Genomic DNA, 15,128 nt, shown 5'->3' on the forward strand with positions numbered 1-15,128 from the left:
CGCTGATGGTCGCAATGCTTAAGCAATGGATATGCCCCCTACTACTGCTGATCAGTTTTGAGGCCACGGCGGCCTGCGATTGGCCCGCATGGCAGCAGTTCAAACAAGACTATATCAGCGACGCTGGGCGGGTGATTGACCCTAGCAGCCCGCAAAAGATCACCACTTCCGAAGGGCAGAGCTACGGGCTGTTTTTTGCCTTGGTGGCCAATGATCGCGAAACCTTTGATCGGCTACTCACCTGGACGGAGAACAATCTGGCCGCAGGGGATTTAACCGCCCACCTACCCGCATGGCTATGGGGGCAGCACAGGCAAAATAACTGGGATATTCTCGACCCCAATTCCGCCTCCGACTCTGATTTGTGGATTGCCTACGATCTACTAGAGGCAGGACGGTTATGGCATAGCCGCCGCTACCAGACCATGGGCACCTTGCTGCTGCAACGCATCGCCAAGGAGGAGGTAGTGAATATTCCGGGCCTTGGCGAGATGCTATTGCCGGGCAAAATTGGTTTTCACGATGAGGACCGCTGGCGACTCAACCCCAGCTACTTACCACCACAATTGCTGGCACGCTTCTCCTCAATGGCGGGGCCGTGGAAAGCGATGGTAGATGTCAATCAGCGGATGTGGCTGGAAACCGCGCCTCATGGTTTCTCACCCGATTGGGTGGTTTGGCAAACCGGCAAAGGTTGGCAGCCGGATGAGACCAAGCCGAACATTGGCAGCTACGACGCTATTCGCACCTATTTGTGGGCCGGCATGCTGTCGAATAACAGCCCGCAAAAGGCGGCACTGATCCAGCGCTTCCAGCCGATGGCCGCCGCCACTCAGCAGCAGGGCCTGCCACCCGAGACCACGAATGCACTTACCGGTAAAACCCAAGGTGAGGGGCCAGTAGGATTCTCCGCGGCGTTACTGCCATTGCTCACCAGCAGCCCTGCGCCGTTCAATCGACAGACGTTTAATCAGCAACAACAACGGGTGCAAGATGCGCCGCCAGACAAAGAGGCCTATTTCAGCGCGGTACTGACCCTGTTTGGTCAGGGCTGGACGCAGCAGCGTTATCGCTTCAATCGTCTGGGTGAGCTTCAACCTGCGTGGGGCAGCCAATGCGTAACATCAAAATAAGCTGGCTGTTAACTCTGGCGCTGCTTCCCCCCACTTTCTCCTTGCAGGCACTGGCGGCTGAATCCGTCTCGCCGACCCAGTTCTTGCTGGAACAAGTGCGGCTGGGGGAGGCAACCAATCGCGACGATTTGATTAAACAGTCACTCTATCGGCTGAACACGATGGACCCCAATAATCCGGAGGTGGTGGCGGCGGGAATGCGTCAGGCACTGCGGCAGGGTAACTTGGCGGAAGCCCAAAAACAGCTGGATAAGCTGCAACAATTGGCCCCTGACTCAGAGGCTTATCAGCGCTCTAAAGTGATGCTGGCGCTGACCCAACCGGAAGTGCGCCAGCAGTTACAGCAAGCGCGTCTACTGGCAACGGCGGGGCGGGTCACTGAAGCAAAAGCGCAATATGACCAACTGCTACAAGGCAAACCGCCGACACTGGATCTCGCCGTTGAGTATTGGCGGCTGGTGGCGCGGCTACCGGGGCAAGAGGCGAGCGCCACCCAACAACTCGCCTCCCTCGATCAACAATATCCCGGCAATGTCCCACTGCGCATGGCACTAGCGCGACTCTATTTCAGCCAGCAAAAACCTGCGCAAGGTTACGCCATGTTGGAGAAAGTGGCTTCGGACCCCGCAGGGGTATCGGAGGCGGCTGATTTGTGGCTGGATACCATCAAGGGGATGACGGTGAGCCCACAAAGTGTGGCGGCACTGACTCAGTTCCTTGCGCTCTTCTCGGCCACTCCACAGGCAGATATCGCCCGTAAAACCTTGGCTAATCAGCAGGCGATGCTCGCTGATCCTGCTTATCAGGCGCGGTTAACTGGGCTGGCAAAAGTGGACAGTGGCGGCGGCACGGCGGCCATTCCGACCCTAAAAAAAGCCTTGGCTGCTTCACCCAATGATCCGGAGTTGCTGGGGGCGCTGGGTCTGGCCTATGCCCGCAGTGGCAATCGGGCGCAGGCATTGCGGTTGTTTGAGCAGGCGCAGGCATCAGATACTGATGGCCTGAAAAGTGATAAATGGCGCAGCCTGATAAAAACCAACCGCTACTGGCTACTGAATGATGAAGGCGATAAAGCGCTGAAAGCGGGCAATACCGCACTGGCGCAGCAGAAATATCAGCAAGCGCGGCAAATTGACGGCAGCGACAGCTATGCACTGATTGGCTTGGGTGACGTGGCAGTGGCGCGCCATGATGACAGAAGCGCCGAGCAGCACTACCAGCAGGCGCTGCGCGTCGATCCCGCCAACAGCAGCGCAGTGCGCGGACTGGCGAATATTTATCAGCGTGAATCCCCGGAAAAAGCCCTGAATTACCTCAACAGCCTGCCCCGTAGCCAACAGGCAAAAATGCGCGACACATTAGATAGCCTGCAATTGGATAATCTGAAGCAGCAGGCCGAAGCCTTGGCGACAAAACAGCAGTGGCATCAGGCGGCTGAGAAGTATCGGCAGGCGCAAAAAATGGCGCCAGATGATGTCTGGATAACCTACCGACTGGCACAAGCATTGGCGCAACAGGGCCAAGTGGCGCAGGCAGATGCGCAGTTTAACCAACTGGCAAACCGTAAACCTGCGGACTCCGAACAGGTCTACGCCTATGCGCTTTATCTCTCCGGCACTGGCCGCGACAGTCAGGCCGTGGCGCATTTGGCAACACTGCCCACCGCGCAGTGGAATGATAATATCCGTGAGTTGGACCAGCGCCTGAAATTGGATGAGGTGTTGACGTTGGCCCGCCAGTTACGGGCCAGTGGCGATGAAGTCAGCGCCATTACCGCATTACGCCAGCAACCCGCCAACACGCAAATTGAGCTGACGTTGGCCGATTGGGCATTGGAACGTGGCGATTACCGCGAAGCACTGGCGGGTTATCAGCGCATCCGCGCGCGGGAACCGCAAAACCCCGATGCCCGTTTAGGCGAGATTGAAGCTTATATAGCTGAGGGCCGCCTCAGTGAGGCTCGCCAGCATCTGCAAACCGAACCGCTAACCGGCGAAGGGGCCACCTTAAACAGCCAGCGGCGAGTCGCCAATGCCTGGCGTGAGGTCGGCGAACCCCAAAAAGCGGCGGATATCTTCCAGCGTTTGAAAGCTGCCGCCGCCCAAGGTGTGCCATCACAGGATAACGCACTGATCTTCCGTGACTCGGCCCGATTAGCGCAATGGCAGGGGCAGCCAGCAGTCGCACAAGATGATTTCAAACAGGCTATGGTCGCCAGCGGTATCACGGCCACTCTACCCGGCGATAACGACAGCTATACCTTGCTGACACGTAATCAGGCGACGGATGATTGGCTCAAACGGGGCATTCGCTCAGATGCCGCCGATCTTTATCGCCAACAGGACACCCGCATCACCATCGATCAAGATTATTGGGGCTCCAGCGGCACTGGCGGGATGTCTGATCTCAGCGCCTTTAACACCATGATTCAGGCCGATATGCCACTGGCCGATGGCCGCGCCTTTTTCCGCAGTGACATCATTGAGATGGATGCCAGCACCTTTGCCAATACCAAAGGCGTCTATAACGAAAAGTTTGGCACCTGCTTTAAGGCGGGTTGTGAAGGCGATATTCGCCAGCGTGCCAGCGGCACCAGTTTTGCCATGGGGTGGGAAAACGACCACTGGGCCACGGATATCGGCACCACCCCCATGGGGTTTGATGTCGCTGATGTGGTTGGCGGACTGGCGTATAGCAACAGCTGGAACCATGTTGGCTGGACAGCGACCGCATCACGGCGGCCCATATCCAGCTCGTTGCTGGCTTTCGCTGGCACCCGCGATCCCAATACCAATATTACCTGGGGGGGCGTGCGCGCCAGTGGCGTAAGTCTGGGTAACAGCTATGACCGTGGCGAGGCCCATGGGGTCTGGAGTGATTTAAGCTACCACTATCTGACCGGGAAAAATGTCGCGGATAACCAGCGGGTGCGCTTGATGACCGGCTACTATTACAAGTTGATCAATGAAAATAACCGCCGCTTTACCGTCGGGCTAAATGGCATGTGGTGGCACTATCAAAAAGACCTCAGCGGCTACACCCTGGGTCAGGGGGGCTACTACAGCCCGCAAAAATACCTGTCGCTCGCCATTCCGGTCAACTACCGGCAGCGGACAGATAACTGGTCATGGGAGTTGGGCGGCTCGGTGTCGCTGTCACATTCGGCGATCAGTGATGGGCAGCGTTACCCACTCAAAAGCTTACTGACAAACTCTATTCGAGATATCAGCGACAGGGATGCGCCTGAGAGTGGCGACAGCAGCAATGGCGTCGGTTATACCTTGCGCGCATTGATTGAGCGCCGCCTAAGCTCACACTGGACATTGGGTGCTGGAGTGGATATTCAGCAAGCGAAGGACTACACCCCAAGTCATGCGCTGCTCTATCTGCGTTACTCGATGGGAGGATGGCAGGGCGATTTGGATATGCCGCCGCAACCCCTAGTGCCTTACGCCGATTTTAAGTAATGTGCCATATTGATTTGCATGAAAAAACAGCATCAGAGTGAGAAATAGCACTCTGATGCTGCGATCCTGATAGGAAAACACCGAAACCCACGGTATCCTTCCCCTCCGGTTTGGTATCACCAGATAAAATCTGAAAGCGATCGAGTATACTCAGACAGAATCGACGGGTAGCCCCATGATGCGGCAACCACTTTTTTTATTCAGTCGGCATTGGCGGAGAGCGAGTTTGCGGGTAAGGCGTTCATTAACGATTAAACAAATGGCGGCAGTTGCAGTTGTTGCACTGGTGACCATCTGCATTTTTATCGTCCTTCAGTTATTCCACTTTGTGCAACAGCGCAAGGATGACTACGCCAAGCAGTTGGAGAGCATCGCTTATTCAGTTCGCCAACCCTTGTCCGAAGCCATATTAAGTGTTGATGTCCCGCAAGCCAAAAAGATCCTCAATAGTCTGCTACCGATTGGCATTCTCAGCCGTGCTGAAGTCATTTTGCCGAACCAAATTCAGGTATTACACGCCAACTTCCCTACGGAACGGCCTGTTCCCCGCTGGGCTAAGCGCATTTTTTCCCTGCCCGTCGAGATCACGGTGCCGCTGTATGCGCTGGAGAGAGTCTCCGCCAATCCGCAACCACTGGCGCATTTAGTGTTGCGGGCTGACTCCTATCGGATGTACCAGTTTATTCTCAGTGCACTGTCAGCCATGCTCTCGACCTATTTGTTACTGGCATTGGTGCTTTCGGTCTCTATCGCCTGGTGTATCAATCGGCTGATTATTCACCCGCTACGGGCGATGGCTAAAGAGCTGGAAAAAATTGGTCAGCAAGGCGTACTGCATCACCAACTCACCTTACCCGCCCACCATCAAGATGATGAGCTGGGGGTCTTGGTGCACAATTACAACCGTAACCAACAGTTATTGGCCGAAGCCTATTCGGATATGAGCCGGATCAGTACCCGATTCCCGGTCACTGAACTGCCTAACCGCGTGCTGTTTAAGCAGCTGCTTGAGCAGGAAATTAACGGTGGTATACGGAGTGAAAAATTCCATCTGCTGGTGATTGGCATCGAAACCTTGCAAGAGGTTTCCGGCGTGATGAGCGAAGAGCAACACCGCCAGCTATTACTAACAATGGCGCAAAACCTCGAGCAGTGCATTGATGAAAACAGCTTATTGGCGCAACTGAGTAAAACCGAATTTGCGGTACTGGCCAGAGGCATCAGCCGCCCCTTCCCAGCCATGCAACTGGCGCGGCAAATAATGCTGAAAATTACCCAGCCATTGCTCTTCGGCAATATCCAACTGCGCCCCAGTGCCAGTATTGGGATTGCCGATTACCAATCCCAAGGTGAAACTGCCGAATCCTTGATGCGCAATGCCAGTACGGCGATGATGGCCGCCCACCATCAAGGGCGAAACCAGATTTTTGTGTTTGAACCGCATTTGATTGAGAAAACACAAAAGCGGCTGACACACGAAAACGACATTCTACAGGCGATTGAAAACCGCGATTTCACGCTCTTCTTACAGCCACAATGGAACATGCAAGAGCAGCAGGTCATCGGCGCAGAAGCACTGCTGCGTTGGCGTCAACCGGACGGCAGCTATCGCTCGCCTTCCGAATTTGTCCCAGGGGTAGAAGAGGGTGGCATGATGATGCCGCTGGGGAACTGGGTGCTGGAGGAGTCGTGCCGCATTCTGGCAGACTGGAAGGCCCAAGGGATCACTTTGTCACTGGCGGTGAATATTTCCGGCTTGCAGGTACAAAGTGACCAATTTCTGCCGCATCTGCAAAACCTAATCAGTCAGTATCAGATAGATCCGCGCCAGCTGTTACTGGAAATCACTGAGACCGCCCGTATTCAAGATCTTGATGAAGCATTGAGATTACTGCGTGAATTGCAGGGGCTTGGCTTATCTATCGCCTTGGATGACTTTGGTATGGGGTATTCAAGCCTACAATATCTCAACCATCTGAAGAGCCTGCCAATCGACATGATTAAGCTGGATAAGAGCTTTGTGAAGCACTTGCCAGAAGATGATGCTATGGCGTGTATTGTTGGCACCATCTCCGAGGTGCTGAAGCTACGAGTGATGGCAGAAGGGGTCGAGACCGATGAGCAGCGCCAGTGGTTGTTGAAGCACGGTATTCAGTGTGGGCAAGGTTTTTTGTTTGCGGAGCCGTTACCGCGTGAGGTGTTTGAGGCACGCTATACCCTGCGTCCTTGACGCTACAGCGTTGTTAGCTGCACTCGCTCACCCGAATCACTGACTGATGTCAGCTCATCGGGATTCGTTCATTTGCTGCCTAGCTGTCACGCCAATGCCTTTGGGTATCACCCTTTATCCTGCGTCCTTGACGCTACAGCGTTGTTAGCTACACTCGCTCACCCGAATCACTGACTGATGTCAGCTCATCGGGATTCGTTCATTTGCTGCCTAGCTGTCACGCCAATGCCTTTGGGTGTTACTCTTCGTTTTTGATATATCTTTGGATAAATCACTGCAATAAATTAAATTATCAGCCTTTAATTCTGATGGGTAAATATCAAAATATTGTCCTTACTTATATTAAATAATACTTATATTTAAGCAAAGATACCTGTTATTCCCTGGGCTGGCATATATATCGACCAGGCCATTTCCTACAGAAAAAAGAAAAATAATAGCAATTATATAAAAGTACTTAAAACTGATAATAATACCGATAAGAAAATATTGGACTGAAATCTATTTTCCCTATTTCAAGTGGGTCTACAATATTGTTACCTGCCACGTCAAGGATATTTTCCTCTAAAATAATCCCATCAAAAATAGCGTCAATCCCTTGCCACACCTGCGATATAACGAAAAAACCACAGTAACAAGACATTAGTTAAAACTATTTACTTTGAAGCTAGTCACATAAACAGATATTGGATTAATTAATTTCAAACTATTAGCCATGGATCTCGGAACTTTATATCAAAATAAATAGAATGCTGTTCCATAACTGTTTTTGGTATTTTTTGGGGTAAGTGTATTTTTATTAAAATAGGGTAATTGAAATGAATATTAAATTATTATCTCTGGCAGTAGCATCACTTCTCAGCACCAGCGCAATGGCCGTAACTATTGACTATCGTCATGAAATGCAAGACCAAAGTGGCAACACCCATAAAGACCGCTTATTAATGTCTCACCGCTTCGCTAATGGCTTTGGATTATCGCTAGAAGGCAAGTGGAAAGGCGCTCAAGATAAAGATAAAGCATTTAACGAAACAGTCAGTAATGGAACTGAAGTGGTTGCCAGTTATGTCTATAAAATTGATAAAACATTCTCTATTGAACCCGGCTTCTCATTAGATTCAAGTTCTACTGCTAACAGCTATCGTCCTTACCTGCGCGGCAAGGCAAATATCATTGACGATCTCTCTGTTTCATTACGTTATCGTCCTTATTACAAACGCACCAGCGCCAATATTAATACACCAAAAGACACATCTGAAAATGGTTATAATTTGACGAGTGTTATTAGCTATAAACTCGCCAAAGATTACCAATTAGATTATGAAATAGACTACAAAAAGGCCAATAAAGCGGGAGTCATATTAGCGAATAAAGAGAGCTATGACTGGACTCACGATTTAAAATTGACTTACAAGTGGGATAAGAGCTGGTCTCCTTATATGGCGGTCGGTAATGTCGCTGGCAGTAAAGAAACCAGCGAGCGCCAAACTCGTTATCGTGTAGGGATAAAATACAGCTTCTGATTTATCACTGAAATCATCAGATTCTGATCTCTGGGGTCACACCTCACCATAACGATTTTTGACAGGTAAAAGTCATGAAAAAAAGCGCGTTATTTTTGAGCATGGCGGCGCTGGCAACGCTGTATATACCCACCGGACAAGCAGCGGATACCGATCGCCTGACAGTGGTAAAGCAGTATGTCGACAATGTGTTGAGCAAAGCATCGGACACTTATCATGGTGATAAGCCTAGCCCGCTGCTGGCTGATGGTGTTGACCCCCGTACTGGGCAGCAACTGGAGTGGATATTCCCCGATGGCCGTCGGGCCGTATTATCAAACTTCTCTGCACAACAAAATCTGATGCGAGTCATGAGTGGTCTGAGCCAGCTCAGTGGGGATAATCGCTATCAAAAGCGAGCTGAAGATATTGTCCGCTACCATTTCCAGAATTATCAGGACCCAAGCGGCTTACTCTACTGGGGCGGTCACCGTTTTGTTGATCTGAAAACACTGCAACCCGAAGGGCCAAGCGAAAAAGAGATGGTGCATGAGCTGAAAAATGCCTATCCCTACTATGACCTGATGTTTAGTGTCGATAGCGATGCCACCACCCGCTTTATTCGCGGCTTCTGGAACGCTCATGTCTATGACTGGCGCATCCTTGAAACCAGCCGCCACGGTGAATATGGCAAGAAGATGGGAGAGTTGTGGGAGAGCAAATTTGAGCAACAGCCGCCTTTCTTTGCCACCAAAGGGCTGAGTTTCCTCAATGCGGGTAATGACCTGATCTATTCGGCTTCGCTGCTCTACAAACATCAGCAGGATCAAGGCGCATTGGTGTGGGCTAAGCGTCTGGCAGATCAATATGTGCTGCCGCGTGATGCTAAAACCGGTTTGGGCGTCTATCAGTTTACCCAGGCGCTGAAACGCGAAGAGCCAACGGATGATGCCGATACGCACTCCAAGTTTGGCGATCGCGCACAACGCCAGTTTGGTCCTGAGTTTGGCCCAACCGCGCTGGAGGGCAATATGATGCTCAAAGGGCGCACCAGTACGCTTTACTCTGAAAATGCGCTGATGCAGTTGCAACTGGGTAAGGATTTGGGGGCGCAAGGGCAGGATTTGCAGAAATGGACTGTGGATGGCCTGAAAGCGTTCGCCAAATACGCCTATAACGATCAGGACAATACTTTCCGTCCGATGATTGCCAATGGACAGGATTTATCAAATTACACGCTGCCACGTGATGGCTATTACGGTAAAAAAGGCACGGTGATTAAGCCGTACAAAGCAGGCAACGAATTCCTGATCTCTTATGCCCGCGCCTACGCCATTGATAATGATCCGCTGCTGTGGAAAGTGGCACGCGGCATCGCCAACGATCAGGGGTTGGGTGATATCGGCACCGCACCGGGTAAAGCGATGAGGGTCAAACTGGATACCACCAACAGTGATCCCTATGCTCTGTTCGCGTTGCTGGACCTCTACAACGCCAGTCAGGTTGCTGAGTATCGGCTATTGGCAGAGAAAATCGGTGATAATATCATCAAAACCCGCTATATCGACGGCTTCTTTATGGCCTCACCGGACCGCCAATATGCCGATATCGATGCTATCGAGCCTTACGCGTTACTGGCGCTGGAAGCTTCACTGCGCAATAAGCCACAAGCCGTTGCACCTTTCCTGAATGGCGCTGGCTTTACCGAGGGAGCTTACCGAATGGACGATGGTTCAGCGCGGATTTCAACCCGCGATAATGAGCTGTTCTTGCTCAATGTTGGTGAGAAGCTGCAACCGAACGGTCGTAAATAGTTCCAACGGCGGCCCGTGCTGGGGTTGCTGTTGGAAAAAGTGCCGAGCAATGGCTTCCCAGGGTCTATCTGCTCGGCGCTTTTCCCCTCGGGGGCGAGTCTTGGCCCCCATCTTGAACGACCTCTGCTGCAACCAAGCGACTGCAACGGCGTTATCGCCCTAATCTACTGCAACTGAGCCACAATCAGCGGCCAGCGGGCATCAAACTCTTGTGTTGGCCGATAGCGGAATTCAGAACGAACAAAGCGCGACAACATCCCTTCACAAAATGCCAGCAGCTGCGTTGCCAACAGAGCCTCATCATGGATAAAGCCTTGCCCATCGCGCAGTTTCTTCTCGCGCAGCACTTGACGCAACTGGACTTCAATGCGCTCAAACAGCTGGTTAATGCGGCCTTGCAAGCGATCTTGTTCAAACATCAGCGCATGCCCAGTCATAATCCGGGTTAGCCCTGGATTACGCTCCGCAAACCCTAATACCAGCAGCAGGATCAAACGGAGGCGATTGAACGTCTCTTTCTCATCTTGCAGAATCAAATTTATGCGGGACATCAAACTATCTTCAATAAACTCGATCAGGCTATCAAACATCCTCGTTTTGCTGGGGAAGTGCCGATAAAGCGCAGCTTCAGACACTCCCACATTGGCGGCGAGTTTTGCAGTAGTGATGCGTTGGCTGCCATCGCTGGATTCCAGCATTTGCGCCAAAGCCTGCAAAATTTCCTCGCGCCTGTTCCTTTTCGTACTCTCTTTTTCTGCCATGTCCGAGTAGACCCTTGCTAAAAATGACTTAATAACAAAAACCCAAATACCGGCCGCACTGGGGACCAAGCCCCGGCGGCTTATGTGATAGCTTTTTTACGGTATCGAGGTCTAGGGTAGGTTATTGGCGCCCAGAATGACCAAAACCACCGGTACCACGTTCACTCAGGTCAAAATCTTCAACCAGATTGAATTCTGCTTGTACAACAGGAACAAACACCATCTGTGCGATGCGCTCACCGGGTTCGATAGTGAAAGGCTGCTGACCACGGTTCCAGACTGACACCATCAACTGCCCTTGATAGTCAGAGTCAATCAGCCCAACCAGATTGCCTAATACTACGCCGTGTTTATGCCCTAACCCTGAGCGAGGCAAAATTACCGCTGCCAGTGCGTTATCGCCAATGTGTATGGCTAAACCGGTCGGTAACAAGGTGGTTTGACCCGGCAGTAAATCAACTGCCTCGTCCAGACAGGCGCGTAAATCTAGCCCAGCAGAACCTTCTGTCGCATAAGTTGGCAGCGGAAATTCATTGCCAACACGTGGGTCCAGAATTTTAATGTCGATTTTTTTCATCATAACGGCTGACAATCTCGTCTATTAAACGCTGACTGAGGAGGTGCTTATCGCTGAGCGGTAAACGTTTCTCTCCAGCTAGCCAAAAAAGGTGCAGGGCATTGGTATCACTGTTAAAACCATGCTCTGCGAGCGATACATCATTAGCGCAAATAAGATCCAGATTCTTTCGCGCCAGTTTTTGTCGCGCGTATTCTTCCACATTCTGGGTTTCGGCAGCAAATCCAACAACAAATGGTCGATTTTTAGCCATCGAAGCCACTCCAGCCACAATATCTGGGTTTTTCACTAACTTAAGGGTAATTTCATCGCCCTGTTTTTTTATTTTCTCGTCAGAAACTTGCTCGGCGCGGTAATCCGCTACCGCAGCACAAGAAATAAAAATATTCTGCTGGGCGGCTAAATTCTGAACGGCTTGCTGCATCTCAAGCGCACTGACAACATCAATACGATCAACACCTGCGGGCGTAGGGAGATTCACTGGCCCGGCGACTAACGTGACCTTTGCCCCTCTTGCGGCGGCTGCCTGAGCAATGGCGAACCCCATTTTGCCCGAACTTTGGTTACTGATAAAGCGCACAGGATCAAGTGCTTCACGTGTTGGCCCGGCGGTAATCATGACACTCAAATGTTGCAGGTCTTGTTTTGCAGAAAAATGATCATGGGCCAGTGCGACGATTTCTAGCGGGTCCAACATTCTGCCTGGCCCGACATCACCGCAAGCCTGGCTGCCGCTGTCTGGCCCCCATAACAGCACGCCGCGGTGTGCGAGCGTTTGTAAGTTCGCTTGGGTCGCGGCGGCACGATACATCTGTTGATTCATCGCTGGAACAGCTGCGACAGGTGCCGCTGTTGCCAGGCAAAGAGTGGTCAGCAGGTCATTAGCCATGCCTACCGCGACTCTGGCCAGCAGATCGGCGGTGGCGGGAGCCATAATCACTAAATCAGCCCATTTACCCAGCTCAATATGGCCCATAGCGGCTTCTGCCGTAGGATCGAGCAAATCATCAGAGACGGGATAACCCGAGACTGCCTGCAATGTGAGTGGCGTAATAAACGCTTTGGCGGCGGTGGTCATGACCACACGAACCTCCGCGCCTCTATCACGCAAGCGACGTACCAGCTCAGGTGATTTATAGGCGGCGATACCCCCACTAATCCCGAGCACAATATGTTTGCCGGAAAGTCCCGTCATCATGATTGTCCGAATGAAAGCTGTAAGAGACGATATTTTAGCATAACAGCTGAGCAGATTAGCTATCAGGGCATCTCCTGATGCCATCAATAATCAAATTTGCGAGACGTTACGCATGCTGTGAATCATCAGGTCGCGGGGCATAAAACCTTCTGTCATGCTGTCCGCGCTGTTCAGGGATTACAGGAGCCAAGGAATGGATGAGTGGTACGGGCAGAGCGCCCCAAGAGAAAAATTACTAAAATACGGTGCCGCTGTGCTGTCAGATGCCGAATTGCTCGCACTTTTTCTGCGTACTGGCATTCCGGGGATGCACGTCATGAAGATGGCGGAATGTTTGATTGAGACCTTCGGCTCGCTGCACGGGCTGATGTCGGCGAATTATCAGACGTTATGCGCCCAAAAGGGGATTGGTGTCTCGAAATACAGCCAGATTCAGGCGATTGCAGAACTGGCCAGTCGCTGCTTTTCATCCCATCTGATGCAAGAAAGTGTCTTGCTCAATCCCGTGGTTACCCAACAATTTCTGCAAAATATTCTTTCTCACCGTGAGCGTGAGATATTTTTAGTCATGTTTTTGGATAATCAGCATCGTGTTATTCGCCATGAGGAGATGTTTACTGGTACCATCAACAGCGTTGAGGTTCATCCGAGAGAAATTGTGCGTGAAGCGCTGAAGGCGAATGCCGCCGCGCTGATTCTGGCGCATAATCACCCTTCGGGTAAGGCTGAACCGAGCCAAGCCGACCGTTTGATGACAACACAGGTGATAAAAGCCTGTTCATTATTAGATATTCGGGTGCTCGATCATTTGGTAGTCGGTCGGGGTGAATGTGTCTCATTTGCCGAACGCGGATGGCTTTAGTGAAATAATAATTGATCCTTTTAGGATCTTTAGCTGTTCGGGACTTGAGCACTTACGCTTCAGAGCGTATACTACGCCACCTTTGAGAATCTTGGGTTTGGCGTGAAGAGCCTATCTCAGCAGGTTTATAACCTGGTGACAGGGGTTTCTGACCTGATGACAGTGAGTCTTCTCAGTGAATTTGCTGAGATGGGCTCTAAAGCCTGACGAGGCGGCCAAATCCTATACGAAGCTCGAGCTGATTTGATTTTTGGAGAATAGACATGTCCCGAGTCTGCCAAGTTACTGGCAAGCGCCCGGTGAGCGGTAACAACCGTTCCCACGCAATGAACGCGACCAAACGCCGTTTTCTGCCGAACCTTCACTCTCACCGTTTTTGGGTTGAGGGCGAGAAGCGCTTTGTAACTCTGCGTGTATCTGCTAAAGGTATGCGTGTTATTGATAAGAAGGGTATTGAAACGGTCTTGGCCGAACTTCGTACCCGCGGTGAGAAGTATTAAGGAACTGAATCATGGCTAAAGGTGTTCGCGAGAAGATCAAGCTGGTTTCTTCTGCTGGTACTGGTCACTTCTATACCACTACGAAGAACAAGCGTACGAAGCCGGAAAAATTGGAACTGAAGAAATTCGATCCAGTTGTCCGTCAACACGTGATCTACAAAGAAGCTAAAATTAAGTAATTTTAGTGGATTAAGAAAAACCCGGCTCCGGCCGGGTTTTTTATTATATAAAGTACAGTGAGATACCTTGAAGGGAGGGGAGATGCCTGAATTACCAGAAGTTGAAACCAGCCGACGCGGGATCGAACCCTATCTTGTCGGCCAGACGATTTTGTATGCGGTAGTCAGAAATGCCCGCTTGCGCTGGCCGGTGTCCGATGAAATTTTGGCGCTCAGTGACCAGCCGGTACTGAGTGTTCAGCGTCGGGCAAAGTATTTACTGCTAGAGCTACCCACGGGCTGGATCATCGTGCATTTGGGGATGTCGGGCAGTTTGCGCGTTCTGTCTGAAGAGACTGCAGCGGAAAAACATGATCATGTCGATCTGGTGATCAGTAACGGCAAAATATTACGTTATACCGACCCACGCCGCTTTGGTGCCTGGTTATGGGCGAAGGACCTTGAGACCAGTAGCGTGTTGGCACATCTAGGCCCAGAGCCGCTGAGTGACGAATTTACCCCGCAATACTTGTTTGATAAATCACGGAACAAACGCACATTGATTAAGCCGTGGTTGATGGATAACAAAGTCGTGGTTGGGGTTGGCAATATCTACGCCAGCGAATCTTTGTTTGCTGCCGGTATTTTGCCTGATCGCGCCGCCGGTTCATTGACCCAAGCTGAAATCGCACTGCTGGTCGCCACGATAAAAGCGGTGTTACTGCACTCTATCGAGCAGGGTGGTACCACACTACGCGACTTTTTACAGTCGGACGGTAAACCGGGTTACTTTGCGCAAGAATTGCAGGTGTATGGACGGGCGGGTGAACCTTGTCGCCGCTGCGGGCAACTGATTGAAATCGCGAAGCATGGGCAGCGCAGCACGTTTTTTTGCCGCCACTGCCAACATTAATTTGAATGAGCCG

At 51.4% G+C, this 15,128-nt stretch carries 12 protein-coding genes; 9 read left to right on the forward strand and 3 right to left on the reverse strand.

Annotation, left to right across the window (positions count from 1 at the left end; all coding sequences use genetic code 11):
* Positions 1-5: 5 nt before the first annotated feature.
* From bcsZ to ACZ76_RS09485, 5 genes are all read left to right on the forward strand, one after another.
* On the forward strand, positions 6-1,133 hold the full coding sequence (gene bcsZ / locus ACZ76_RS09465; RefSeq protein ID WP_048620252.1) for a cellulose synthase complex periplasmic endoglucanase BcsZ: 1,128 nt from the start codon (positions 6-8) through the stop codon (positions 1,131-1,133).
* Positions 1,115-4,600 (forward strand): cellulose synthase complex outer membrane protein BcsC, encoded by a 3,486-nt coding sequence (bcsC, locus tag ACZ76_RS09470; protein WP_048618730.1) that lies wholly within the window; start codon positions 1,115-1,117, stop codon positions 4,598-4,600. The genes bcsZ and bcsC overlap by 19 nt, the downstream gene beginning before the upstream one ends.
* Before the next feature lie 226 nt (positions 4,601-4,826).
* Positions 4,827-6,830 (forward strand): biofilm formation regulator HmsP, encoded by a 2,004-nt coding sequence (hmsP, locus tag ACZ76_RS09475; RefSeq protein ID WP_216597210.1) that lies wholly within the window; start codon positions 4,827-4,829, stop codon positions 6,828-6,830.
* An 818-nt stretch (positions 6,831-7,648) separates the two neighbouring features.
* Positions 7,649-8,353 (forward strand): oligogalacturonate-specific porin KdgM family protein, encoded by a 705-nt coding sequence (locus ACZ76_RS09480; protein WP_048618732.1) that lies wholly within the window; start codon positions 7,649-7,651, stop codon positions 8,351-8,353.
* A 74-nt stretch (positions 8,354-8,427) separates the two neighbouring features.
* Positions 8,428-10,146, forward strand: a complete 1,719-nt coding sequence (locus tag ACZ76_RS09485) for a pectate lyase (RefSeq protein ID WP_048618733.1) — start codon at positions 8,428-8,430, stop codon at positions 10,144-10,146.
* A 164-nt stretch (positions 10,147-10,310) separates the two neighbouring features.
* Here ACZ76_RS09485 and slmA read toward each other — a convergent pair whose 3' ends face one another.
* The 3 genes from slmA to coaBC all read right to left on the reverse strand — a co-directional run bounded on the left by slmA (position 10,311) and on the right by coaBC (position 12,682).
* Entirely contained in the window at positions 10,311-10,907 is a 597-nt protein-coding gene (slmA, locus tag ACZ76_RS09490; RefSeq protein WP_048618734.1) for a nucleoid occlusion factor SlmA, read from the reverse strand.
* A gap of 121 nt (positions 10,908-11,028) precedes the next feature.
* Positions 11,029-11,487 (reverse strand): dUTP diphosphatase, encoded by a 459-nt coding sequence (gene dut, locus ACZ76_RS09495; protein ID WP_042807039.1) that lies wholly within the window; start codon positions 11,485-11,487, stop codon positions 11,029-11,031.
* Entirely contained in the window at positions 11,465-12,682 is a 1,218-nt protein-coding gene (gene coaBC, locus ACZ76_RS09500; RefSeq protein WP_048618735.1) for a bifunctional phosphopantothenoylcysteine decarboxylase/phosphopantothenate--cysteine ligase CoaBC, read from the reverse strand. Before coaBC ends, dut begins: the two co-directional genes overlap by 23 nt.
* 193 nt (positions 12,683-12,875) lie before the next feature.
* Here coaBC and radC point away from each other — a divergent pair, with 193 nt between their 5' ends.
* The 4 genes from radC to mutM all read left to right on the forward strand — a co-directional run bounded on the left by radC (position 12,876) and on the right by mutM (position 15,115).
* On the forward strand, positions 12,876-13,544 hold the full coding sequence (radC, locus tag ACZ76_RS09505; protein ID WP_048618736.1) for a RadC family protein: 669 nt from the start codon (positions 12,876-12,878) through the stop codon (positions 13,542-13,544).
* Positions 13,545-13,807: 263 nt separating this feature from the next.
* On the forward strand, positions 13,808-14,044 hold the full coding sequence (gene rpmB, locus ACZ76_RS09510; protein ID WP_019213058.1) for a 50S ribosomal protein L28: 237 nt from the start codon (positions 13,808-13,810) through the stop codon (positions 14,042-14,044).
* Between the two features lie 11 nt (positions 14,045-14,055).
* Positions 14,056-14,223, forward strand: coding sequence for a 50S ribosomal protein L33 (gene rpmG / locus ACZ76_RS09515; protein WP_004392084.1), 168 nt, complete (start codon positions 14,056-14,058; stop codon positions 14,221-14,223).
* Between the two features lie 82 nt (positions 14,224-14,305).
* Positions 14,306-15,115 (forward strand): bifunctional DNA-formamidopyrimidine glycosylase/DNA-(apurinic or apyrimidinic site) lyase, encoded by an 810-nt coding sequence (mutM, locus tag ACZ76_RS09520; RefSeq protein ID WP_048618737.1) that lies wholly within the window; start codon positions 14,306-14,308, stop codon positions 15,113-15,115.
* The last annotated feature ends 13 nt before the right edge of the window (positions 15,116-15,128 follow it).

Origin of the sequence: Yersinia aleksiciae (genome assembly GCF_001047675.1) — a bacterium.
GTDB classification, from domain to species: domain Bacteria; phylum Pseudomonadota; class Gammaproteobacteria; order Enterobacterales; family Enterobacteriaceae; genus Yersinia; species Yersinia aleksiciae.

Coding starts and splice junctions, on each gene's coding strand:
- bcsZ (WP_048620252.1), top strand. CDS start 6: ATGGTCGCAATGCTTAAGCAATGGATATGCCCCCTACTACTGCTGATC.
- bcsC (WP_048618730.1), top strand. CDS start 1,115: ATGCGTAACATCAAAATAAGCTGGCTGTTAACTCTGGCGCTGCTTCCC.
- ACZ76_RS09480 (WP_048618732.1), top strand. CDS start 7,649: ATGAATATTAAATTATTATCTCTGGCAGTAGCATCACTTCTCAGCACC.
- ACZ76_RS09485 (WP_048618733.1), top strand. CDS start 8,428: ATGAAAAAAAGCGCGTTATTTTTGAGCATGGCGGCGCTGGCAACGCTG.
- slmA (WP_048618734.1), bottom strand. CDS start 10,907: ATGGCAGAAAAAGAGAGTACGAAAAGGAACAGGCGCGAGGAAATTTTG.
- dut (WP_042807039.1), bottom strand. CDS start 11,487: ATGATGAAAAAAATCGACATTAAAATTCTGGACCCACGTGTTGGCAAT.
- coaBC (WP_048618735.1), bottom strand. CDS start 12,682: ATGATGACGGGACTTTCCGGCAAACATATTGTGCTCGGGATTAGTGGG.
- radC (WP_048618736.1), top strand. CDS start 12,876: ATGGATGAGTGGTACGGGCAGAGCGCCCCAAGAGAAAAATTACTAAAA.
- rpmB (WP_019213058.1), top strand. CDS start 13,808: ATGTCCCGAGTCTGCCAAGTTACTGGCAAGCGCCCGGTGAGCGGTAAC.
- rpmG (WP_004392084.1), top strand. CDS start 14,056: ATGGCTAAAGGTGTTCGCGAGAAGATCAAGCTGGTTTCTTCTGCTGGT.
- mutM (WP_048618737.1), top strand. CDS start 14,306: ATGCCTGAATTACCAGAAGTTGAAACCAGCCGACGCGGGATCGAACCC.